The 20,824-nt window shown below is 55.6% G+C and carries 20 protein-coding genes, 1 tRNA gene and 1 pseudogene; 13 read left to right on the top strand and 9 right to left on the bottom strand.

All coding sequences use genetic code 11. The features are described from left to right. The first annotated feature begins 56 nt into the window (after positions 1-56). The 8 genes from infA to R1T41_RS02715 all read left to right on the top strand — a co-directional run bounded on the left by infA (position 57) and on the right by R1T41_RS02715 (position 7,197). Entirely contained in the window at positions 57-275 is a 219-nt protein-coding gene (gene infA, locus R1T41_RS02750; protein ID WP_007092059.1) for a translation initiation factor IF-1, read from the top strand. A 128-nt stretch (positions 276-403) separates the two neighbouring features. Next, positions 404-982, top strand: a complete 579-nt coding sequence (locus R1T41_RS02745) for a nucleoside triphosphate pyrophosphatase (RefSeq protein ID WP_317339807.1) — start codon at positions 404-406, stop codon at positions 980-982. A 2-nt stretch (positions 983-984) separates the two neighbouring features. Further along, a complete protein-coding gene (locus tag R1T41_RS02740; protein WP_317339804.1) occupies positions 985-2,397 on the top strand; it encodes a ribonuclease E/G in 1,413 nt (470 codons plus the stop codon). Between the two features lies 1 nt (position 2,398). Continuing rightward, entirely contained in the window at positions 2,399-2,605 is a 207-nt protein-coding gene (locus R1T41_RS02735) for a DNA gyrase inhibitor YacG (protein WP_062953319.1), read from the top strand. A gap of 97 nt (positions 2,606-2,702) precedes the next feature. Continuing rightward, positions 2,703-2,778, top strand: a tRNA-Phe gene (locus R1T41_RS02730). 172 nt (positions 2,779-2,950) lie between these two features. Continuing rightward, positions 2,951-4,021: a linear amide C-N hydrolase gene (locus R1T41_RS02725; protein WP_317339801.1), complete on the top strand. Its 1,071-nt coding sequence runs from the start codon at positions 2,951-2,953 to the stop codon at positions 4,019-4,021. Between the two features lie 1,037 nt (positions 4,022-5,058). After that, a complete protein-coding gene (locus R1T41_RS02720) occupies positions 5,059-6,606 on the top strand; it encodes a CYTH and CHAD domain-containing protein (RefSeq protein ID WP_317339799.1) in 1,548 nt (515 codons plus the stop codon). A 36-nt stretch (positions 6,607-6,642) separates the two neighbouring features. Beyond that, positions 6,643-7,197 carry a hypothetical protein gene (locus tag R1T41_RS02715; protein ID WP_297009419.1) on the top strand — a complete coding sequence of 185 codons (555 nt, stop codon included), beginning with the start codon at positions 6,643-6,645 and terminating at the stop codon, positions 7,195-7,197. 7 nt (positions 7,198-7,204) lie between these two features. Here R1T41_RS02715 and R1T41_RS02710 read toward each other — a convergent pair whose 3' ends face one another. After that, a complete protein-coding gene (locus R1T41_RS02710) occupies positions 7,205-8,689 on the bottom strand; it encodes a deoxyribodipyrimidine photo-lyase (RefSeq protein ID WP_317339796.1) in 1,485 nt (494 codons plus the stop codon). Positions 8,690-8,798: 109 nt separating this feature from the next. Continuing rightward, the gene (locus R1T41_RS02705; RefSeq protein WP_317339794.1) at positions 8,799-10,313 is read right to left on the bottom strand and encodes a PLP-dependent aminotransferase family protein; all 1,515 of its coding nucleotides are present in this window, start codon (positions 10,311-10,313) and stop codon (positions 8,799-8,801) included. Positions 10,314-10,447: 134 nt separating this feature from the next. Between R1T41_RS02705 and R1T41_RS02700 the strand changes: the two genes are divergently transcribed. Next, entirely contained in the window at positions 10,448-11,092 is a 645-nt protein-coding gene (locus tag R1T41_RS02700; RefSeq protein ID WP_317339792.1) for a pyridoxamine 5'-phosphate oxidase family protein, read from the top strand. A 79-nt stretch (positions 11,093-11,171) separates the two neighbouring features. Then, positions 11,172-11,936 carry a hypothetical protein gene (locus R1T41_RS02695; protein ID WP_317339791.1) on the top strand — a complete coding sequence of 255 codons (765 nt, stop codon included), beginning with the start codon at positions 11,172-11,174 and terminating at the stop codon, positions 11,934-11,936. On the opposite strand, the gene R1T41_RS02690 is transcribed toward R1T41_RS02695, so the two are convergent. Next, positions 11,923-12,291: a hypothetical protein gene (locus R1T41_RS02690; protein ID WP_062958398.1), complete on the bottom strand. Its 369-nt coding sequence runs from the start codon at positions 12,289-12,291 to the stop codon at positions 11,923-11,925. The two genes, R1T41_RS02695 and R1T41_RS02690, sit on opposite strands and share 14 nt — an antisense overlap. A 134-nt stretch (positions 12,292-12,425) precedes the next feature. Here R1T41_RS02690 and R1T41_RS02685 point away from each other — a divergent pair, with 134 nt between their 5' ends. Next, positions 12,426-13,112 (top strand): GNAT family N-acetyltransferase, encoded by a 687-nt coding sequence (locus R1T41_RS02685; protein WP_317339789.1) that lies wholly within the window; start codon positions 12,426-12,428, stop codon positions 13,110-13,112. Between the two features lie 91 nt (positions 13,113-13,203). On the opposite strand, the pseudogene R1T41_RS21935 reads toward R1T41_RS02685, so the two are convergent. Next, positions 13,204-13,392, bottom strand: a pseudogene (locus R1T41_RS21935) (helix-turn-helix domain-containing protein); the annotation flags it as partial. A 215-nt stretch (positions 13,393-13,607) separates the two neighbouring features. Here R1T41_RS21935 and R1T41_RS02680 point away from each other — a divergent pair. Next, on the top strand, positions 13,608-13,889 hold the full coding sequence (locus R1T41_RS02680) for a hypothetical protein (protein WP_317339787.1): 282 nt from the start codon (positions 13,608-13,610) through the stop codon (positions 13,887-13,889). An 87-nt stretch (positions 13,890-13,976) separates the two neighbouring features. Here the strand turns inward: R1T41_RS02680 and R1T41_RS02675 are convergent, their stop codons facing one another. The 5 genes from R1T41_RS02675 to miaA form a co-directional block, all read right to left on the bottom strand. Next, positions 13,977-14,885 (bottom strand): pseudouridine-5'-phosphate glycosidase, encoded by a 909-nt coding sequence (locus tag R1T41_RS02675; RefSeq protein ID WP_317339785.1) that lies wholly within the window; start codon positions 14,883-14,885, stop codon positions 13,977-13,979. 154 nt (positions 14,886-15,039) lie between these two features. After that, positions 15,040-16,059: a ketol-acid reductoisomerase gene (gene ilvC / locus R1T41_RS02670; protein ID WP_007092048.1), complete on the bottom strand. Its 1,020-nt coding sequence runs from the start codon at positions 16,057-16,059 to the stop codon at positions 15,040-15,042. A gap of 98 nt (positions 16,060-16,157) precedes the next feature. Next, entirely contained in the window at positions 16,158-16,667 is a 510-nt protein-coding gene (gene ilvN, locus R1T41_RS02665; protein WP_037989846.1) for an acetolactate synthase small subunit, read from the bottom strand. Between the two features lie 104 nt (positions 16,668-16,771). Continuing rightward, complete coding sequence (locus R1T41_RS02660; protein WP_317339781.1) at positions 16,772-18,535, bottom strand: acetolactate synthase 3 large subunit; 1,764 nt, start codon at positions 18,533-18,535, stop codon at positions 16,772-16,774. Between the two features lie 151 nt (positions 18,536-18,686). Beyond that, on the bottom strand, positions 18,687-19,673 hold the full coding sequence (miaA, locus tag R1T41_RS02655) for a tRNA (adenosine(37)-N6)-dimethylallyltransferase MiaA (RefSeq protein ID WP_317339779.1): 987 nt from the start codon (positions 19,671-19,673) through the stop codon (positions 18,687-18,689). A gap of 188 nt (positions 19,674-19,861) precedes the next feature. Between miaA and serB the strand changes: the two genes are divergently transcribed. Further along, positions 19,862-20,752 (top strand): phosphoserine phosphatase SerB, encoded by an 891-nt coding sequence (gene serB, locus R1T41_RS02650; RefSeq protein ID WP_317339777.1) that lies wholly within the window; start codon positions 19,862-19,864, stop codon positions 20,750-20,752. The last annotated feature ends 72 nt before the right edge of the window (positions 20,753-20,824 follow it).

Here is a 20,824-nt window from a genome sequence, read left to right as displayed (position 1 = left end):
GAGCAGTTTGCGGGCCACCGGTAATTGATATTGCAATACGAAAGCTAGGAGTTCTCATGGCTAAAGAAGACGTTATCGAGTTTCAGGGCACTGTTGTCGAACTTCTGCCCAATGCGATGTTTCGCGTGAAGCTGGACAATGATCACGAAATTCTTGCTCATACCTCGGGCAAGATGCGCAAGAACCGTATTCGTGTTCTTGCTGGTGACCGCGTCAGCGTCGAAATGACGCCTTATGACCTGACCAAGGGTCGTATTACCTTCCGTTTCAAGTAATCCGGAACCTGTAATACCGCAAAAATTGACGTTGCCGGGCGCGCAGTTTAGGTTTGCGCGCATGGTTGCGTTTTGCTGTGTCTACAACCCTTCTGGTTTGGCTTTGGATGTCTGTGGGGAGCCGCGACTTGTCGAAACTGATTTTGGCCTCTGCATCGCCGCGGCGTCTTGAGCTGCTGGCGCAGATCGGAATTGTGCCGGATCAGGTTGTCCCTGCCGATATCGACGAAACCCCGCATGACGACGAAAGTCCGCGTCGGCTGGCACTCCGCCTGGCCGAGGAAAAGGCGCGTGCGGTTGCCGCCGACCACGCGGGCGGCTTTGTTCTTGCCGCCGATACGGTTGTCGCCTGCGGCCGTCGCGCACTTGGCAAGGCATCCGATACGGCAGAGGCGCGTAAATTCCTGACACTGCTGTCTGGCCGTCGTCATCGTGTTTATGGTGGTCTGTGCGTGATTGCGCCCGATGGTACTGCCCGCGCACGCGTGATCGAAACACAGGTGATTTTCCGCCGTCTTGGCGAAGACGATCTTGCGCGCTACCTGTCCCATAACGAATGGCAGGGAAAGGCCGGCGCCTATGCCATTCAGGGATATGCCGCAACCTTCGTTAAAAGCATCACCGGGTCTTATTCCAATGTCGTTGGCCTTTCGCTGTGCGAGGTTGATGGCATGCTGCGCGGTCTTGGCTTCCGGCAGGGGGCGTGATCATGGTGGCTGGCGGAACAGAAACGGACCGCCTGCTGATTGATGCCGTCGCATGTGAACGGCGCATTGCCCTGATAGGCAATGATCGGCTGTCGCGTCTGTGGATTGATCGTGGTGGCCCGGCGCGCTTTGACATTCATCTGGGCCGTGTTTCCAAAATTCTTCCCGAAATGGCCGCTGCCATGGTCGCCCTTGACGGCGTTGCCGATGGCTTGCTGCCGTTTGATCGTGTGGATGGCCCGCTTCACGAAGGCCAGTGGGTCATCGTGCAGATTTCCCGCCTTGGGTTCGAGGATAAGGGCCCGAAGCTGACCGGTCGCATCGCGATCGAGGGGCTCGGCATGATCCTGCGTCCGAACGAGCAAAAAGGCGGCGGATTAATAGAACTCCCCCGCAGGCTCAAGGACGAAGACCGCCGTGCATCATTGTCGGCCCTGTTCAAGGGACTTGTCGCGCGCGAGGAAAGCATCACGCTGCGCAGTCTGGCAATCGACTGGGATGACGCTGCCCTGACGGGCGAGCTTAAGCAGCTTCGCGCCGTCTGGACACAGGCCCGAAACGCCCTGGCATCGGCGGTAAAACCGGTTCTGGTGTTCAAGGCATTATCGGATGCCGATCAGTTGATCGAACGCCATGTGATGGCGGGCGGCGAGTGCATTGTTGATGGGGCGGATGAATTTGTCCGTCTGCGCGGATTGTTGCGGGCGCGTGGTTTCGATGATGCGCATCTGGTGCGCCATGACGGTGCGCGCCTGCTGTTTGATGATCAGGATATCGAAGACGACATCGCAGCCGCGCTGCAACCGCGTGTGCCGCTTCCGGGCGGTGGCTGGATCGCGGTTGAACAGACGACCGCACTTTGTGCGATTGATGTCAATGCAGGCGGATCGGATGCCGATCATGATCAGGGACGGCGTGCCGAACAGGTCAATCTGCGTGCGGCGTCTGAAATCGTCCGGCAATTGCAATTGCGCAATATCGGCGGTCTGGTGGTGATTGATCCGCTTCGCATGGCGGGCAAGGCATCGCGCGACCGGTTCGAAACCGCCCTTCGCGATGCCTTTGGCCCGGAAATGAGCGGTGCCGTCCAGTTTGGCGGCTTCACACGGCTGGGCCTGTTTGAACTGACCCGGCAGCGCGGCGGGATTGCCCTTGCCGAACTGATGCACGCATCGCGACCCGATCCCGTGCCAACGCGGGCGGCGGCATTGAATGCCATTCTGCGTTCCGTGACTCGTGATTTGCGGGCCGGGCAGGCGGGGCGGTATCGGCTTCATGTCTCCCCGGAAATGATTGATACCCTTGCGCCGGGGGGCACTGGGCAACAAATTCTTGAACGTGCGATGGGGATGGCGCCGGAACTGGCCGCCGATGAAACCCTGTCGCGCGCAGACTACAGGCTGGAGAAACTCTGAAATGGTTGAAAAAAACACAGTTAAAACAGCAGGCTCGGGCTGTGCCATGTGCGGCAAGCCGGTGGTGGAAAAATACAAGCCGTTCTGTTCGAAACGCTGTGCCGATCTCGACCTTGGCAAATGGCTGAACGAAAGCTATGCCGTCCCGGTGACCGAGCCGCCGGAGTATCTTGAAGACCTTGAAGATGAAGAAGATTTTCACGCATAAAAAAAATGCGATTTGAGGCTGGACAAGCCCCAAAGGAGTTTGTATAACCCCGCTCGTTCCGCAGGGAACGCTCCGGAAACGGAGACGCCTACAGAATGCCCGGGTAGCTCAGTTGGTAGAGCAGTGGACTGAAAATCCGCGTGTCGGTGGTTCGAATCCGCCCCCGGGCACCATCTTTAGGTAGCCCAAAATGACCCGGCCATTGGCCGGGTTTTTTTGTGCCTGCAATTCCAGTGAAATTGAATTTTATCCATCCACACTTTCGCAATGGTTGCGGTTGGTTGCCATGCCCGACATAATCGCGATCAGGCAGGATGAAATCGGATTGCGCAAAGGAAGAACCCGATGGACCGACGGACACGCATTGCAACGATGATGATTGTCTCGGGACTGATGTCCACAGCCGTCCTTCTTCCCGTTGCCGAGGCTTGCACGCGGGCCGTCTATCACGGGGCGGATAACGATGTGATCACCGCGCGCTCCATGGACTGGAAATCCGATATTGCCACCAATCTGTGGATTTTCCCGCGGGGTATGGAACGGGGCGGGGAAGTCGGGCCAAATTCCGTCAAATGGGTCTCCAGATATGGCAGCGTCATCGCCAGCGCTTACGACATCGCAACGACCGATGGTCTGAACGAAGCCGGATTGTCGGCCAATGTGCTTTGGCTGGTCGAGTCCGAATATCCGCCCTATGACGGGACAAAGCCGGGTCTTTCGATTGCGGCCTGGGCGCAATATGTGCTCGATAATTTTGCGACGGTGTCTGATGCGGTTGCGGCACTTTCCAGGGAACCCTTTGTGGTCGTCACCGACCAGATGCCGGGCGAAAACCGGCTTGCGACCCTGCATCTTTCGATCTCGGATGCCACGGGCGACAGCGCGATTATCGAATATATCGACGGCAAACAGGTCATCCATCATGACCGCGATTATCAGGTCATGACAAACTCGCCGATTTTCGAACATCAGCTTGCGCAGAATGCCTATTGGAAGCAGGTCGGCGGAACCGTGATGCTGCCCGGCACCAACCGCTCCGCCGACCGGTTTGCCCGTGCCGCGTTCTATATCAACGCAATCCCCAGGGACGAGGACCCGGTCGTTGCCCTTGCCAGCGTGTTCAGCGTCATCCGTAATGTCTCGGTCCCGTTTGGCATTTCAACGCCAAACGAACCCAACATTTCCTCCACCCGCTGGCGCACGGTCGCCGATCACAAGCGAATGCTGTATTTCTTTGAATCCGCCCTGACCCCGAACACCTTCTGGGTCGATCTCAAGAATATCGATTTCAGTGCGGAAACCGGCACGGTGAAAAAGCTCGACCTCGGGCCGGATCAGCGCAATGTCTATGCCGGGGATGCCGCCCCGTCCTTCGAAGAAGAAAAACCGTTCACGTTTCAGGGACTTGCCGACTGAGGACGCCTGCAATCACGGCGGAAAGTTTGGCTGACGGGTAACAGGAACGACGCACCGATATCGCACCGCATCCGTTCCGCCTTCGGGCTTCCGACCCGCTCCGATCACTTCTGGCCACGGCGAAAACCTGCCTCCCCGGCGTCCAGACAAACCACGAGCTTCAGCCTACCTCGCCAGCAGGCGGCCCATCGGCTCGTTGCCTGCTCCGGCCACGGCGGCAACTTGCCATTCCGACGTCCAGACACACCTCGGGCATCTGCCATCTTCACCACCAGACGGTTTTCGGGCGTACTGCCCCCAACCTGTCCACCGCCGACGCGCCACAACCCGTTGCTGCCACTGCTGCCGCTGCGGCCATCGCTGCCACTCTCCGGCAAATCCGGGGTCCTTTCCCCGACAAGACGCACCTCTCCCGTCATGACAAACAAGCATATTAAAAGCGTGTTAGAACTAACGCGGAATGCCGCCGTAATGGCTCCGCCATCCGCCGATCCATGTCCTGCGAACTACCCCGCCGCCCCGCCTCAATCCTTGCTGCTGCATCCTGACCCCCTCTTTGATCCGTCCCCAAACGCAAAAACCCGCGAGGCACAAGGCCTTGCGGGTTTCTGTCCGGGTGCATTTCTCCCGTTGATTTTATCTTTATGCCACAAACAAAAGAACAAATCAAGAACTTTTTGAAAAACTTTATATGCCGTCAGAAAAGGGGAGGGAATCGCAGGCAACGGCAACATTTCACCCTCGACAAATTTGCGATTCGTCGACGGGATTCGACCATTCCTCATACTTTTTATGATCAAACGAACGTATCGCTGCGGTTCAGGTTTCAAATGAAAACAACCGTGCGCGCAAGATATCAGCCGCAACTTTAATGCTTGAAAAGATATGGTTATGTCAGGAATGTTGCGGAAATTTTACATCCCGTTACCATGACGTCCGGCGGCTGGTTTCAAACTGCTGAAACACAATTCGGGCTATGACGTTATGGCAGACAGCGTGTTCTGCGCTGCAATAACAAGAACATCCGGGGGACCCTGATGGCCGAAAAGCAGATCGAGATCGAACTGAAACTCCGCATCGATCCGAAGCACGTATCGCGTTTGAAACAGGCACCCGTCCTGCGCGAGGTCAAGGAAGGCCGTCGCCTTCTGACCACCCATCTTGTGTCCATCTATCATGACACGCCCAAACTTTCGCTGGCCCGCAAGGGATTGGCGCTGCGTGTCCGCAAAAAGGGCACCAAGGGGTGGGAGCAGACCGTCAAGGCATCGAACGGCATGCGCGAAGCACTGCCCGAACGTCATGAATGGAATGTCGAACTGCCCGACGGTGTTCTTGATCTGGATAAATTCACCGACGAAGACGTGGTGGGCTTGCTCGACAGGCATGTCAAAAAGAAGAAGATCGACCGGATTTTTGAAACCGACCTGAAACGCAGTGCAGTTGATCTGACCTATCGCGACGCGATCATGGAACTGGCAATCGATCAGGGCGTGGTGCGCACCGCGGAAAAGGAATCCCCCCTGTCCGAGGTCGAGCTGGAGCTGAAGGAAGGCCATCCTGCCGCCCTGTTTGACCTGGCACTTGAACTGCAACGCACCGTGCCCCTGTTCCTGAGCCTGCGGTCCAAGGCATCGCGCGGGCGGGCGCTTTATCTGAACGAGGTGCCAGGCTTTTACAAGGCGGCCCCCGGCGGGCTTGTTGCCGATATGTCGGCCGAAACCGCGTTTCGGGCGGTCTTGGCGCAGGGGCTTCGCATGATCCTTGGGAACGAGGTCTGCGTGCGTGAAGACCTTCATATCGAAGGCTGTCATCAGATGCGGGTGGGCATGCGGCGCCTGCGCGTGGCATTCAACCTGTTCAAGAAAAACCTGCCGCAGGGAGAGGGCGTTCTGATCCGGCGCCTGCTGAAACAGTGCACCAAGGCGCTTGATGGCCTGCGCGACTGGGATGTTTTCCTCAATGAAACCCTGCCAATGGTCGAAGAACGCTTTCCCGATCATCCGGGGATTACCGATTTGCGCAAGGCGGCAGCCAAACAGCGCGAGGCTGCCTTGGTGACCGCACGCGAAATGCTTGAAAGTTTCGAGTATCAGCAACTCCTGCTGCTGCTTGGCGCATGGTCAAGCTATTCGCGCTGGGCATCGGGGGCGGATGCCAGCCAGATGAAGGCAATGTCGGCCTCCGTCACCAAGCTTGCCGAACCCTTGCTGAGCCGCGCCTATAAACGCCTGACCAAGCGTGGCAGCGATGTTGGCAGCCTGACCGTCCCGCAACTCCATGCCCTGCGTCTGGATGTCAAACAGATGCGATATGGCAGTGATTTCTTTGGCGAGGTTTATGACGGGAAACCGGCAAAGAAGTTTCGCAAGGAACTGGCAACCCTTCAGGAAATCCTTGGCTGGCTGAACGACGTTGCGGTGGCCGAAGCGCGGCTAATGGCATTGAAACCGCAACTTTCCAAAGATGGTATGGTCGCCATTGGCCTGATTTCCGGCTGGTTCGGCGCACGCGCCGATCATCGCCTGCAGGGACTTGATCAGGCATGGAAGAAATTCGAAAAGCAGAAGCTGTTCTGGAAGTAGACAGATTGGGGATCTGCATTGGGACTAATGTTGGTCTTGCATCATCTACTCCTTTTGCCGCTGATCCTGGCTTTGTCGACATGCGTGACCAGTAACGAGTTTCCGGCCGAAAGCGACGTTGTCTATCAGGAACAGTTCAATATCGCCGAAGCGTCGGGAATGTCGGTGACCTCTGTTCGGGATCTGCCAAGGGACGGGTTCTTCGAAACGGCAGCCGCCCATTACAATTGGGAACTTGATGGCGGCAAGGGGCAGGTAAGAATAGCCTATTGGGCGACGGACGACATGCCATCCGGACTGAAGAAATTCATCCATACCCGTCCCGCATTTGAAGAACGATGGCGGCCTTTGGTTTCCGATTACACCATCGTCGGCAAACCCGGCCATCCAAACGGGGCAGAGGGCTTCGTTGCCTTTGGCAAAGACAAGGAGCAGAACCGTTGCGCGGTCGGAACCGCAATCCTCAAGCTTGATAATGCCAAAAGCAAAGGTTATCGGGACAGTTTTGTCGAAGCTGCAATCTGTTCGAGTGGCACCCTGCTGCCAAACACGATGGATAACCTGATCTGGTATTTGCGCAAGGCGCGGTAAGTGCAGCCTAAGCTACCGCGCGTTTCATATCCTGATAGGCCGCCAGCGCGCGTTCACGGCCTTCCTTGATCCCGATCAGGGGTTTGGGATAGGTATCGCCCAAATCCACCCCAGCGGCTTTCAGGATCAAGGGGGATGCGTCCCACGGTTTGTGGATATACTGGTCGGGCATGTCGGCAAGTTCCGGCACCCATTGCCGGACGTAACTTCCATCCGGATCGAATTTCTCGCCTTGCAGGACCGGATTGAAAATCCGGAAATAGGGGGCGGCATCGGCACCACATCCCCCAATCCATTGCCATGAAAACGGATTGTTGGCCGGGCAGGCATCAACAAGCGTGTCATCAAACCACGCCAGTCCTTCGTGCCAGTGGATCAGAAGGTGTTTGACCAGTACCGATCCGACAATCATCCGCACCCGGTTATGCATATAGCCTGTATGCCAAAGTTCCCGCATCCCGGCATCGACAATCGGAAAACCGGTCTGCCCGCGTTGCCAGCGTTCAAGCGCCTTTGGATCATCGACCCATGGGAATTCTGTGAACTGGCCCTGAAGCGGCACGGATTTCAGATCCTTGGCATGGAACAGGACATGATGGGCAAATTCCCGCCAGCCCAGTTCGGCCATGAATTTTGATGCGGTTTTGCCTTGGCCGGAATGGGCGTCGGCATAATGGTTTGCTGCGTGCCACACCTGCCGCGGGCTGATCTCGCCAAAGCGCAGATGCGGGGAAAGTTCCGATGTCACCCGATGATCGGGCCGGTCGCGCAAGTCCGCATAATCAATCAACCGGTCATCGATGAAACCGTAAAGCTGATCCATCGCACCCTGTTCGCCAGGCGTGAATCGGTCGGCAAAGCCCGTGGCCCAGTCAAACGGCTTGGGCGACAGATCAAGCCCGGCAATGTCCGTTTCATTGGCCAGTTTCAGATTGCCAAGCGGGATCTTTTCCGGGGCTTTTTTCGGTTCTGCCGGGGGTGGCAGTTTCAGGCACGCCCGCCAGAACGGGCTGAAAACCTTGAAGTCGGTCCCGGCACCGGTTTTGACTTCCCATGGCTCATAGAGCAACTGGCCGTTAAAGCTGTCGCAGTCGATATTGTCGTCGCGAAGTGCTGACTTGATATCGGTATCGCGCGCGATGGATGCCTTGTCATAAAGCCGGTTCCAGAAAAGCGCGCCGATTTTGTGATCAGACTGTAACTGATTGAAAACGTCCCGTGCGTCCGATTTGAAAATCCTCAGACAGGGGGATTTTCCCCCCGCTGCCTTGGCAAGGCTTTCATCAAGTCGTGCCAGACTTTTTTCCAGCCACCAGCGCGTCGCCCCGCCCAGTTGGGCATCAATCACCGGGTCAAGGATAAAGACCGGAAGTACGATGCCGTTATTTTGCTGTGCCCATTTTATGCTGGCATTCAATGCCGGATTATCGGCAAGACGCAGGTCATTGCGAAACCACATGATGGCAACCGGGGCGGCAGAAGCAGAGGGCATCCGGGAACTCGTACCTTTGGGGGAGGGAGAGGGGCAAAAGGGTGAGAGAGCACATCGACTGTGACAGCATAGAGGGGATGCCGATGCGCTCTCTCTGGCTCGGGGTACATTATGGTCTACGGCGGATGAGATCGATCAGTTCATCGAAACTTTGCGAAATGACATTCTTTTTCCATCCGGCAAAGCCAAGCACCAGCCCTTGCGGCAGGGTGCCGCGATTTTCTTCTGATTTATCATGGTAATAGGATGAAAGGGCGCGGCAATCGAGCTGCGCCTTGACCATCCGTTCCTGCAATTCAACATCATCCTGTCCACCGGTCAGGCGCGTACAAAGATGCAATCCGCCATCCGACGGCAGGACCTGCAAAATATCACTGGCACGTGTTTCGATCAGTTCGCGCAGATGTGCCCTTCGTTCCCCATAACTCAGCCGCATCTTGCGGACATGACCGCCAAAGTGCCCTTCGGCGAAGAAGGCGGCCAATGCGGCCTGTGCGGTTGGGGCAGGCACACCGTCGGCAAAGCCGCGCATACCCCGAAATACCGGGATCAGGGCAGGCGGCAGAACCAGATAGCCAAGCCGGATACCGGGAAACAGGACGCGCGAAAACGTGCCGACATAAAGCACGCGATTTTGCCGATCCAATCCCTGAAGGGACGATAACGGCGGTCCGTCATAGCGATAATCGCTGTCATAATCGTCTTCGACAATCCACGCATCATGGGTGTCTGCCCATTGCAAAAGGGCAAGGCGACGGGCAAGCGACAATGTCGTGCCCAGCGGATAATTGCGCGAGGGTGTCGTGACGACGATCCGGGCCGGTTCATCCTTGCCAAGCTGATCTACCTGCAATCCTTCGCCGTCCACCGGGATCGGCAGCAACGTGGCACCACTGGCGGCCAGAACGCCGCGAATGCCTTCGTAACCCGGGTCCTCGGTCGCGATCACGTCACCCGGATCCACAAGGGCACGCGCAATCAGGTCCAGCGCCTGCTGCGCGCCTGAAACAATCATCACCTGATCGGCGTCGCATTTGACCCCCCGGGACTGGCGCAACCATTTGGCAACCTCGTCCCGCAATGCAGGCATGCCAAGCGGATCAACCGGAATGGTCAGGTCAAGTGCCGGTGCCCGCCAGCTTCGGCGCAACAGCCGCGCCCAGATATCAAATGGAAAGGCATCAAGATCCGGTGTCGCCGGGTTAAACGGACGCGCCACGCGAAACCGTGGAAACCGTCGGTCATAGGCCAGCATGCGTGTGGCACTTTGGCTAAGTCGTGGAAGGTTTGCTGTTTTGCTGCCCTGATCTGTTGATGCGGGCAGGATGGTTGCCGTCATTTCCCGGTCGGGCAGGCTGCTGGCAACGAAGCTTCCGGCACCGATCCGGGTTTCGAGATAGCCCTCGGATATCAGCAAATCGAAACTGGTCACCACCGTATTGCGTGAAACGCCAAGGCTTTTGGCCAGGTCACGACTGGCGGGCAGCTTCTCGCCCGGATGTAACCGCCCGTCCAGAATGGCCTGGCGGATGCCAAGATAAAGACGGCGATAGGCACTGTCTTCCTTCGCATTGTCGGCTTTGGCGGTATGGCTGGGATAAATCCAGGTGTAGTCGCTGCGCATCTTGGCCAATCGGTGACGGATGATGTTGAAATTGGTTCTGTCAAAATTCTTATAACGGACCTGTGATAAAGTCCAATTCTGTCGATGATGACGTCAGCCCCTTGCGTCACCAGAAGCTACAGAGAACAAAGAAAATGTCAGATACCACCGCACTTCCGGCACAATACGAAGTTCATCCCGCAACCAAAGTGGTGCGTGGTCCCAAACGTGCCAGTTACGACCGAAAACTTGTGCATGGTATCATTGATGATGCCCTGATCTGTCATGTTGGCACCATCGTGAATGGCCGTCCCTCAATGATCCCGACGGCGCATTGGCGCGTGGGGGAACGGATTTATATCCATGGTGCATCGAAGAACCGCATTCTGGCCGCTATCGCCAATGGCGAGGAAGCCTGCCTGTGCATTACGCATCTGGACGGTCTGGTGATGGCGCGTTCGGCCTTTCATCACTCGGCCAATTACCGTTCGGTCGTGATTTACGGCAAGGGCGAAATCGTAACCGACCCGGAAGGCAAAATGGAACATTCCCGGCTGTTTGTCGAAAAGCTGTCCAAAGGCCGCTGGGATCAGATCCGTCATCCCAATGAGCAGGAGCTCAAGGCGACCATGTTCCTTGGTTTTGATCTGAACGAGGTATCGGCCAAGGTCCGCACCGGTGATCCGGTCGATGACGAGGAAGATTATGGTCTGCCAGTCTGGGCCGGTGTTTTGCCCTGCACCAATGTCTGGGGCGATCCGGTTGACGACAGCCGCCTTGACCCGGCCCTTCGTCGTTAAAAACCGCCGAATATTAGATATTGCGGAAGCCGCCGCGCTGTTGTTTCATTTACAGAATGTCCGAATTTGGGTAGCTGTAATGTCGCACAGCGCGGGGGACATGATGAAGAAATGGCTGGTTATCCTGCTTTGCCTGTTTTGGGCACCGGGGCAGGCCGCTGCCGATACGGCAAACATCTCGCTCGAAGAAAACGTTCTTCTGATGGCGACCCATGTTGAAAACATCCTGAACCAGACGGATGGTTTGATGCGTCGTTCGGCCGATCTTCTGCGCAATGACGGCAGCATGAACGAAGTCGTGCTGCAAGGCAGTCTGAAACGTTTTACCGAACAGGTTTCCGCAGTTCGCGCCTTGTTATTCATCGATGCCAGGGGAATTTTGCGCTTCGATACCACCCGCCATCCCGCCGCCGATCTTGACCTGTCCGATCGTGACTATTTCAGTCAGACCATTGCCGCCGACAGCGACGATATCAGGATTGGCACACCGGTAACCGGACAGCAATCGGGCGTGCCTTTCATTCCGGTGACGCGCCTTTTGCACGGTGTTTCGGGATCGGTCATGGGGGTTCTGGTCGCGGTCATGACGCCCGATGCCTGGCTTCCGGTCGAACGCGCGTGCCGTCTTTGTTTCTATTCCGCCTTCACCACCGATGGCGTCACCGTCATGACAAGCCCGGCGCAGATGGAACTGGCCCCGGATTTCTTTGACAGTCTGATGGTGGCTGATGGTCTTTCGGGGATAACGGAAACCAGACTCAATGCCTATCCGGCACGTACCATGTGGCGCAAACTGCGCGATTATCCGGTTGTCGTGACCAGTTCGGTCGTCACCATATATTGATTGTGGGCTTGGGCTGCTTTTCGATCAGTTCAAGCAGGAACGCAATTGCACGAACTTGATCATCAGCGCTGAAATTTTCGGCTGGCTTGCCGATATGGTTTTCCATCGCCGCCCAGATATCAGCCGGTACCGACTCCGTCACATCACTGACCAGGACAGCAAGTTTTCCCAGATCGTCAGATGGCATGGAGGGGATGCTGTTAAGCTGTGCGTAGGTTGCAATGCCAACCGTGGTCATGAACAGCGAAACCGCAATCGTAATCGCGATATGCTGAGTTCTTGATAAGACTGGCTTCTCTTTACGAACACCAGCAGCAGCCTGATCAAGACGTTTCTGAAGATCGACATCAAGCATGCATTAAATCCGGTCACTATCGTTTAAGACGGTAATGGTTTTGACTGGTTTCTTTAAAATAGTTTTATACGGAAAACGCAACACGCGAAAGATGTGCAATGATTTTCCTCCATTAATCAATTGGAGGAAAATCAATGATTTCGATCAGGGCCGCAAAAATCGACGATGTTTCAATGATTTCGCAGATTCACGCCTTCTGCTGGCGTGAAACATATGCCTTCATGCCCGAAGCCGTTTTACGCAGTCGGTCGCGAGAATATCGTCAACAGCAATGGCTGGACTGGTTCGACTCCCACGAAGATAGCGATGGATTATTCGTGATCGAGGCCGGTCAAAAGGTCGTTGGGTTTTGTTTCTGTTGTCGCAATAAGGATCCGGACATCGACGGAAAAGGCGAAATGCACGCTGCTTATGTTCTGCCGGACTATCGTGGCCGGGAAACTGGGCCGATCATGATGTTGACCATGGTTGATTTTTTGACCGAACGTCGCCTGATCCCGCCGGTGCTTTGGGCTTTCCGTGATAATCCGATCCGCTTCTGGTATGCGCAAATGGGATGGCGCAGTCAGGTCAAACGCGACCGCGTAATTGAAGGTCAGCGGTTGCCGGAAGTCGGCTATGTCTGTGATGATTGCAACCGGTTGCGGCAACGGTTGCAGCTATTGATCAGGCGCTATTGTTCTGAAAACGCTTCGATGCAAATTCCACGACATTCTCAAATGCCTGCGCATCAAACGTTTCCGATCCCGATTGCTGTTTCTCCCGGCAATAATCGTAAAGTGACAGAAATGAATCAGCAAACTCCACTGGGTCCGCTTTGACAGCCTTGGATTTGCGGGCAAGAAAATAGGCAATATTGTAAACGATTTTGCGTTCGCTTTCGGGGGCCTCCAAGGCAGGGGAGCCAATACCGGTCATGAGCCATTCGATCGACACGCCAGTGGCCTGTGCGATGGCAACACATGCTGATGCCTTCGGGTCATTGCGTCCGTGGCTATAGTTTTCGAGCGTGCGCGCGGCAATACCTGTTTTTGCAGCAAGGGCACTGCGTGATCCTGCGATCTTCTCGCAAATCCCGATCCGCTGGCCCAGTCCGGTCATTGCATCGGAGTTCATAATTCGGCCCTGCTTGCTATGTTTGGAATACCGCGGAGGCTACTCCGAATAGGCAAATTTGTGAAGTGTTCTGCATTGTAACTACGCGAATTTTGCGTATTTATCGCGTATTTGGTGTATTTTGATGTTGTTAATACGCGAAAAATAGCGATAATAAGTTGTGGGTCGATAATTAAAATCATAAATCGCGTAGAGAATAGATGTTGAGTGAACAGCTCTCGACGATGACGGCTTTATTGCGCCGTGCGGCAAACGATTACGGTGGCAGGTTGTATCTGTCACGTCAGACAACCGATATTGTTTTATCCAATTTGCAGTTTCTTGCTAACGATGTCGCTCGTTACGAGCGGTCCATCCGCGGGTCGGATGTGGATTCACCTGCAGTTCTGGCGATCATTCGCGCACTTGTGGCGGCAAATGCGACGGGTGAAAAAGAGAATGGTGAATGCGGGGATGTCAGAGGCAACGACAAGGTCGACTAAGCGCAGCTTTTGAAAATTCCAAGGAAAAAGCCCCTGACAGGATCAAGGGCTTTTTCACTTTTTGCAATGTGTCCGGAACGAGGCGCCTTAGACCGCCAGCGCAACCGCGATTTTGGCGCCAAGGACCGCATTGTTGCGCACCAGTGCAATATTGGCTTCAAGGCTTTTGCCCTTGGTATGCTGGGTCACGCGTTCCAGAAGGAAGGGCGTGACTTCGCGACCATGGATGTTTAGGCCCTTGGCTTCGATCAGGGCGCTATCAATCGCATGTTCGATGGCATCAAGTTCCAATGCCTTATCAGCTGGCGGCGGGTTGCCGATTACAGCCCCGCCTTCAAGACCAAATTCCCATTTCGATTTCAGGAATTCGGCAATTTCAACCGGGCTATCAAGGCGGATCGGGGCTTTCTGGCCGCTTTTGACGGTATAGAAGGCCGGGAATTCATCCGTGCCATATGAAATGACCGGCACACCCAGCGTTTCAAGATGTTCAAGCGTCATCGGAATATCAAGGATCGCCTTGGCACCGGCGCAGACGACGGCAACGCTGGTCTTGCCAAGTTCGGTCAGATCGGCCGAGATATCGAAACTTGCTGCCAGTTCGCGGTGAACCCCGCCAATCCCGCCGGTGGCAAAGACCTTGATGCCCGCCTTTTCCGCCAGAATCATGGTTGCCGAAACGGTGGTGGCGCCATCGCGTTTCTTGGCGATGCAGTATGGGATGTCGCGGCGCGACAGTTTCAGAATGTCGGTACCCTTGGCGAAATATTCCAGTTCCGACGGTGACAGGCCGATTTTGCAACGCCCGCCGATCACCGCGATGGTGGCCGGGATTGCGCCATTATCGCGCACATCCTGTTCAACCGCCTGCGCGGTTTCAAGGTTCTGCGGATAGGGCATCCCGTGCGAGATGATGGTGGATTCAAGGGCGACAACCGGCTTGCCAGCAGCAAGGGCTTCGGCGACTTCCGGGGCGATATCGATAAAGTCCGACATTCAAAATGCTCATGTTTGAGTTAAAGTTTTAAAGGTCAGGATTACGCGGATCGGCCTGTAAAATCCACCCCAAACACATCATGGCTGTTGTGTGCGGACAAACAAAAACGGCCGCCCCATCGGGACGGCCGTTTTGCAAAACAAAGCGTAAAGCTTAGTTCTTTTCTTTATCGACGAGCTGGTTGGCAGCAATCCACGGCATCATTGCGCGCAGTTTGGTGCCGACTTCTTCGATTTCGTGTTCGGCGTTCAGGCGACGGGTTGCCTTGAACATCGGCTGGCCGCAATGCATTTCCTGAACGAAGTCACGAACGAATTTGCCTTCCTGAATGTCGGCAAGAACTTCTTTCATGCGTTCTTTGACCGATGCGTCGATCACGCGCGGGCCGGTGACATAGTCGCCGTATTCCGCAGTGTTCGAGATCGAGTAACGCATGTTGGCCATGCCGCCTTCATACATCAGGTCGACGATCAGTTTCACTTCGTGCAGGCATTCGAAATATGCCATTTCCGGAGCATAACCAGCTTCGGTCAGGGTCTCAAAACCGTATTTGATCAACTGGGTCAGACCGCCGCAAAGAACAGCCTGTTCACCGAACAGGTCGGTTTCGCATTCTTCGCGGAAGGTGGTTTCGATCACGCCCGAACGTCCGCCACCGATTGCCGATGCGTAGGAAAGTGCGAGTTCAAGCGCATTGCCCGACGCGTTCTGTTCGATGGCAACAAGGCAGGGTACGCCGCCGCCACGTTTGTATTCGGAGCGAACCGTGTGGCCCGGGCCTTTCGGTGCGATCATCATGACGTCAAGATCAGCGCGCGGCTCGATCAGGCCGAAATGAACGTTAAGACCGTGTGCGAACAGAAGGGCGGCACCGTCTTTCAGGTTGTCGCGCAGTTCGTTGGCATAGATCGCAGCCTGGTGTTCGTCCGGGGTCAGGATCATGACAACATCTGCCCAAGCCGCGGCTTCGGCCGGCGTCATGGTTTTCAGGCCGGCATTTTCAGCCTTTTTACGCGACGAAGAACCTTCACGAAGGCCGACAACAACGTCTTTAACACCGGAATCATGAAGGTTCAGCGCATGGGCATGGCCCTGCGAACCGTAACCGATGATGGCAACTTTTTTGGTCTTGATCAGATTAACATCTGCATCGCGGTCGTAATAAACACGCATCTTTCGATACCTCTGGACGTTGGACCACGCGATTTTTGTTTGCGTGGCGGATGGATCAAATTGGTTAAAGCGGGAATGCCAAGGCATCCCCGGCGAACTCACATCGTCAGCGTGCCGCGCGAAATTGCTGCGACACCCGTGCGCGAAGTTTCCGAAAGCCCCAACGGCTCCATCAATTTGATGAAGGCGTCGATTTTTTCCGGGCTTCCGATGATTTCGAAGACGAAGGAACTGTTGGTCGCATCGACTGCACGTGCCTTGAAGATATCGGCAATACGCAGGGACTCGACGCGCTTTTCACCCGATGCAATCACCTTGACCAAGGCAAGTTCACGTTCAACGCATGGTCCGGCAAGGGTCAGATCGCTGACCTTGTGAACCGGCACTAGACGTGAAAGCTGTGCCTTGATCTGTTCGATCACCATGGGTGTACCCGAGGTGACAACGGTGATGCGGGACTGGTGGGAACTGGCGTCAACCTCGGCCACGGTCAGGCTTTCGATGTTATAGCCACGGCCAGAAAACAGGCCGATGACACGGGCCAGAACACCTGCTTCGTTATCCACCAGAACGGATATCGTGTGTTTCGAAATTTCGGTTTCTTTCACGGGTCTTGCTCCGCTAGGGCGCGGGCGGGCGCATTCAGTGTGCAGCCCGGCCCGGCCTTTGATTTTGGTTTTGATGATGTCTTGTCGCGAACGGGTTTCGCGGATCAGACCAGAACCATCCCTTCGTCGGAATCAATGGCTTCGTCACCGGTGGTTTCCGCCCCAAGCAGCATTTCATTATGCGGCTTGCCCGACGGAATCATCGGATAGCAGTTTTCCTTGTCATCCACGGCAACGTCGAGGATCACCGGACCATCGATTTCAAGCATCTTGGTCAGTGCGTCATCAAGATCGGCCGCGTTGTTACAGGTCATACCGGTAAAGCCGAATGCCTCGGACAGTTTGACGAAATCCGGAAGGGATTCGCTGTAACTTTCCGAATAGCGCGACCCGTGCAGAAGCTGCTGCCACTGGCGGACCATGCCCATGTAACGGTTGTTCAGGATGACGGTTTTCACCGGCAGGCGATACTGGGTCAGCGTCGCGCATTCCTGAATGTTCATCATGATCGATGCATCACCGGTAAAGCAGATCACGGTTGCATCCGGATGGGCAACCTGGACCCCAAGGGCGGCGGGCATGCCATACCCCATGGTGCCAAGACCACCGGACGTCATCCATTCATGCGGATGTTCAAACCCGAAATGCTGGGCTGCCCACATCTGGTGCTGACCGACATCGGTGGTGATGTAGGTCTTGCGATCACGGGTCAGCGCATGCAGGCGACGGATCACGTGCTGCGGCTTGATGATGTCCTTGGGCTGTTTGTAGGACAGGCAGTGTTTACCACGCCAGCCTTCAATCTCGTCCCACCAGCTATCAAGCGCCTTGGCTTCGATCTTGTGCTGTTTGGCTTTCCAGATTTTCATCATGTCTTCAAGGACATGACCGACATCGCCCACAATCCCGATATCAACCGGAACGTTCTTGTTGATCGAGCTTTGATCAATATCGATCTGGACTTTCTGTGAGCCCGGCGAGAAGAAATCAAGGTTGCCGGTCACGCGGTCATCAAAACGTGCACCAACCGCAATCATGACATCGCAATCATGCATCGCCATGTTGGCTTCGTAGGTGCCGTGCATGCCGAGCATGCCAAGATACTGCTTGTCTGATGCCGGATAGGCACCAAGGCCCATCAGGGTCAGCGTAATCGGAACACCGGTCAGGCGGGTGAGTTCCGTCAGGACCTTGCAGGCCTGACTGCCGGAATTGATCACGCCACCACCGCAATACAGGATCGGCTTTTTCGCCGATGCCAGCAGTTCGAGCGCTTCCTCGATCTGGCGGCGGTCGCCTTTGACAACCGGGTTATAAGTGCGGTGCTGAACCTGTGAAGGCTCAAGATACGGTGCCTTGGCGACCAGAATATCTTTCGGCAGGTCGATCACGACCGGACCCGGGCGGCCGCTTGACGCAACGTGGAATGCTTCATGCATCGTTCGGGCAAGCTTCGCACTGTCCTTCACCAGGTAGTTATGCTTGGTGCAGGGGCGGGTGATGCCGGTGGTGTCGGCTTCCTGAAACGCATCATTGCCAATTAGGTGGGTCGGAACCTGCCCGGTAAGGCAGACGACGGGAATCGAATCCATCAACGCATCGGTAAGGCCGGTAACAGCATTCGTTGCACCCGGACCGCTGGTTACCAGAACAACGCCGACCTTTCCGGTCGAACGTGCGTAACCTTCGGCGGCATGCACGGCAGCCTGTTCATGGCGTACTAGGATATGACGAATCCGGTTTTGTTTAAATATCTCGTCATATAGCGGTAGGACGGCGCCGCCGGGATAGCCGAACACGACTTCCACACCCTGATCGACCAGAGCCTGCAACACTACTTCCGAACCGCTTAAAATACGTTCTGCCATGATTTTCGAGCCTCTTCCTTAGCGACAACAACGTGCCGCGTGATAACCGCGTGGTTGATACATGATCCAATTACCCTTGAACTGGAGTTGAAAAATCCGCCGAAACGGCGGTTTTCCGCCATTTCGACGGCGGAAGGGCCAACCTATCGCCTCACTTTGGCGTGGTCAACAGAAATTGGTGAACATCATTACGCAATTTGTCTGCCAAACTTTCCGAATATTGCGCGTCGATGATCTCCTTGTCACTCATCTGATGTCGAAACCACGTTAACTGCCGCTTGGCATAACGCCGGGTTTCGCGCTGTGATTTCTCTTTTGCTGTCTCAAGATCAATCTGGCCGGCAAGGTAGGTTGCTATCTCGCGCACCCCGACGGCTTTCATCACAGGGGCCGTTTCCGGCAGATTTTCGGCCAGAAGTCCGCGGACTTCCTCGATTGCGCCCTGTTCGATCATCAAATCGAAACGCCGGTTGCAGCGATCATAAAGGATGTCGCGCGGCGGCATGTAGCATAGCTTATTGAAAACCATGCCTTCGGGTGGTTTTACCATCGGCTCGTGATGCCATGCTGCAAGACCTCGGCCGGTTCCGGCCAGAACTTCGGCTGCACGGATCAGGCGATGGGTGTTTGACGGATCAAGGGTGGCGGCTGTGTCGGGATCGCGTTTGGCAAAATCATTGAAAAACGCCTGATGCCCGGCTTTTTCCAGATCAGCGGTGATTTGTTGGCGAATCCCGGCGGGAATATCGGGAATCGGGGCGATCCCCTCGGTCAGGGCATTCAGATACATACCCGTCCCCCCGGTAATGATCGGAAGCTTGCCATTTGCATGACATTTGGCAATTTCCGCCATCGCCATGTCGCGCCATTTCCCGGCCGAACATGCCTCGCGCCCGGACAATACACCATAAAGCCGATGCGGCGCGCGTGCGATCTCGCTGTCATCAGGGCGCGCACTTAACACACGCAGTTCCCTATAGACCTGCATGCTGTCGGCATTGATCACCACGCCGTCAAACGCCTCCGCCAGATCAAGCGCCAACGCGGACTTACCGCTGGCGGTTGGCCCGGCAACGATCAGGACGGGTTGGAAGGGGGCTGTGGTCTGGGCCGACATCGGAAAGGCACTTTCAATCATTCAATTTATCGTGGTCAGCCAGTTTATGGGCTTCGACCCGCAACGCATAGATATTAGCGTCATCATTGCGGGACAAAAACTGCGTAGAGGGGCGGCTTTGATAAAACGGCTCTTGTCTTTGCCGGTCGCAATACGGATAAAGAGCGCAATATTATTAATCTTTCGCCATGCCAAGGAGCCTGCAATCCATGGATCTGGTCCTGACCCTGATCGCTGCCCCCAATTCGAACGCGCTAGGTGACGATATTGTCGCGCGTGCCAAAACCGTTCTGGCCGCGGCCGGGGCGCGTGTCGGGGATGTTTCGTGGCTGGCGACGCGCGAGGCGTGCGATATCGGCTTTGCCGGGCTGAGCCTTGATATTGCCGATACGGCGTTACGTGATGCCGGTCTTGGTGTCGATGCCGTGACCCAGACCGCCAAAACGCGTCGCAAGAAATTGCTGATTGCCGATATGGATAGCACCATGGTGACGGGAGAGACCCTTGATGAACTTGCTGCCTTTGCCGGGGTCAAGGACCATGTCGCCGCGATTACGGCACGCGCGATGAATGGCGAACTTGATTTCGAGGCGGCCCTTGATGAACGCGTCGGGCTGCTTGATGGCATGTCGACCGATATGCTGGCCGAAGCCTGGAAAGAAATTGAATATACCGGCGGGGCGAAAACCTTGGTTGCGACCATGAAGGCCAATGGTGCCTTTGCCGCCCTTGTATCGGGCGGTTTTGATTACTTTACCGGCGCGGTACGCCGCGAACTTGGTTTTGATTTCGACCAGGCCAATGTTCTGATCACCCAAGACGGTAAGCTGACCGGCAAGGTACAAAAACCGGTTCTGGATCGTCAGGCCAAGGTCGATGCGCTTGAAAAACTGACGGCAGAGCAGGGGATTGGAGTAGAGGATGCCATTGCGGTTGGCGATGGTGCCAATGATCTGCAGATGATCTCGCTGGCGGGGACAGGTGTGGCTTTTCATGCCAAGCCCGCAGTTCAGGAACAGGCGCGCATCTGCATTAATCATAGTGATCTGACAGCACTGCTTTATCTGCAGGGCTATGCCAAATCCGATTTTGTGATCTGATCCAGGCAGTCAGAAAAACGCGTAGCAAAAAGGGCGACCCGCAAGGGCCGCCCTTTTTTGATCATCGTAGAG

Source organism: Thalassospira lucentensis, assembly GCF_032921865.1.
GTDB lineage: Bacteria > Pseudomonadota > Alphaproteobacteria > Rhodospirillales > Thalassospiraceae > Thalassospira > Thalassospira lucentensis_A.
Note: the sequence above shows the minus strand (reverse complement) of the source record. Positions and strands in the feature narration are given on the sequence as shown.

Coding starts and splice junctions, on each gene's coding strand:
- R1T41_RS02685 (WP_317339789.1), top strand. CDS start 12,426: ATGATTTCGATCAGGGCCGCAAAAATCGACGATGTTTCAATGATTTCG.
- infA (WP_007092059.1), top strand. CDS start 57: ATGGCTAAAGAAGACGTTATCGAGTTTCAGGGCACTGTTGTCGAACTT.
- R1T41_RS02700 (WP_317339792.1), top strand. CDS start 10,448: ATGTCAGATACCACCGCACTTCCGGCACAATACGAAGTTCATCCCGCA.
- R1T41_RS02680 (WP_317339787.1), top strand. CDS start 13,608: ATGTTGAGTGAACAGCTCTCGACGATGACGGCTTTATTGCGCCGTGCG.
- R1T41_RS02690 (WP_062958398.1), bottom strand. CDS start 12,291: ATGCTTGATGTCGATCTTCAGAAACGTCTTGATCAGGCTGCTGCTGGT.
- serB (WP_317339777.1), top strand. CDS start 19,862: ATGGATCTGGTCCTGACCCTGATCGCTGCCCCCAATTCGAACGCGCTA.
- ilvC (WP_007092048.1), bottom strand. CDS start 16,059: ATGCGTGTTTATTACGACCGCGATGCAGATGTTAATCTGATCAAGACC.
- R1T41_RS02705 (WP_317339794.1), bottom strand. CDS start 10,313: ATGCGCAGCGACTACACCTGGATTTATCCCAGCCATACCGCCAAAGCC.
- R1T41_RS02725 (WP_317339801.1), top strand. CDS start 2,951: ATGGACCGACGGACACGCATTGCAACGATGATGATTGTCTCGGGACTG.
- R1T41_RS02740 (WP_317339804.1), top strand. CDS start 985: ATGGTGGCTGGCGGAACAGAAACGGACCGCCTGCTGATTGATGCCGTC.
- R1T41_RS02735 (WP_062953319.1), top strand. CDS start 2,399: ATGGTTGAAAAAAACACAGTTAAAACAGCAGGCTCGGGCTGTGCCATG.
- R1T41_RS02675 (WP_317339785.1), bottom strand. CDS start 14,885: ATGTCGGACTTTATCGATATCGCCCCGGAAGTCGCCGAAGCCCTTGCT.
- miaA (WP_317339779.1), bottom strand. CDS start 19,673: ATGATTGAAAGTGCCTTTCCGATGTCGGCCCAGACCACAGCCCCCTTC.
- R1T41_RS02720 (WP_317339799.1), top strand. CDS start 5,059: ATGGCCGAAAAGCAGATCGAGATCGAACTGAAACTCCGCATCGATCCG.
- R1T41_RS02660 (WP_317339781.1), bottom strand. CDS start 18,535: ATGGCAGAACGTATTTTAAGCGGTTCGGAAGTAGTGTTGCAGGCTCTG.
- R1T41_RS02695 (WP_317339791.1), top strand. CDS start 11,172: ATGTCGCACAGCGCGGGGGACATGATGAAGAAATGGCTGGTTATCCTG.
- R1T41_RS02710 (WP_317339796.1), bottom strand. CDS start 8,689: ATGCCCTCTGCTTCTGCCGCCCCGGTTGCCATCATGTGGTTTCGCAAT.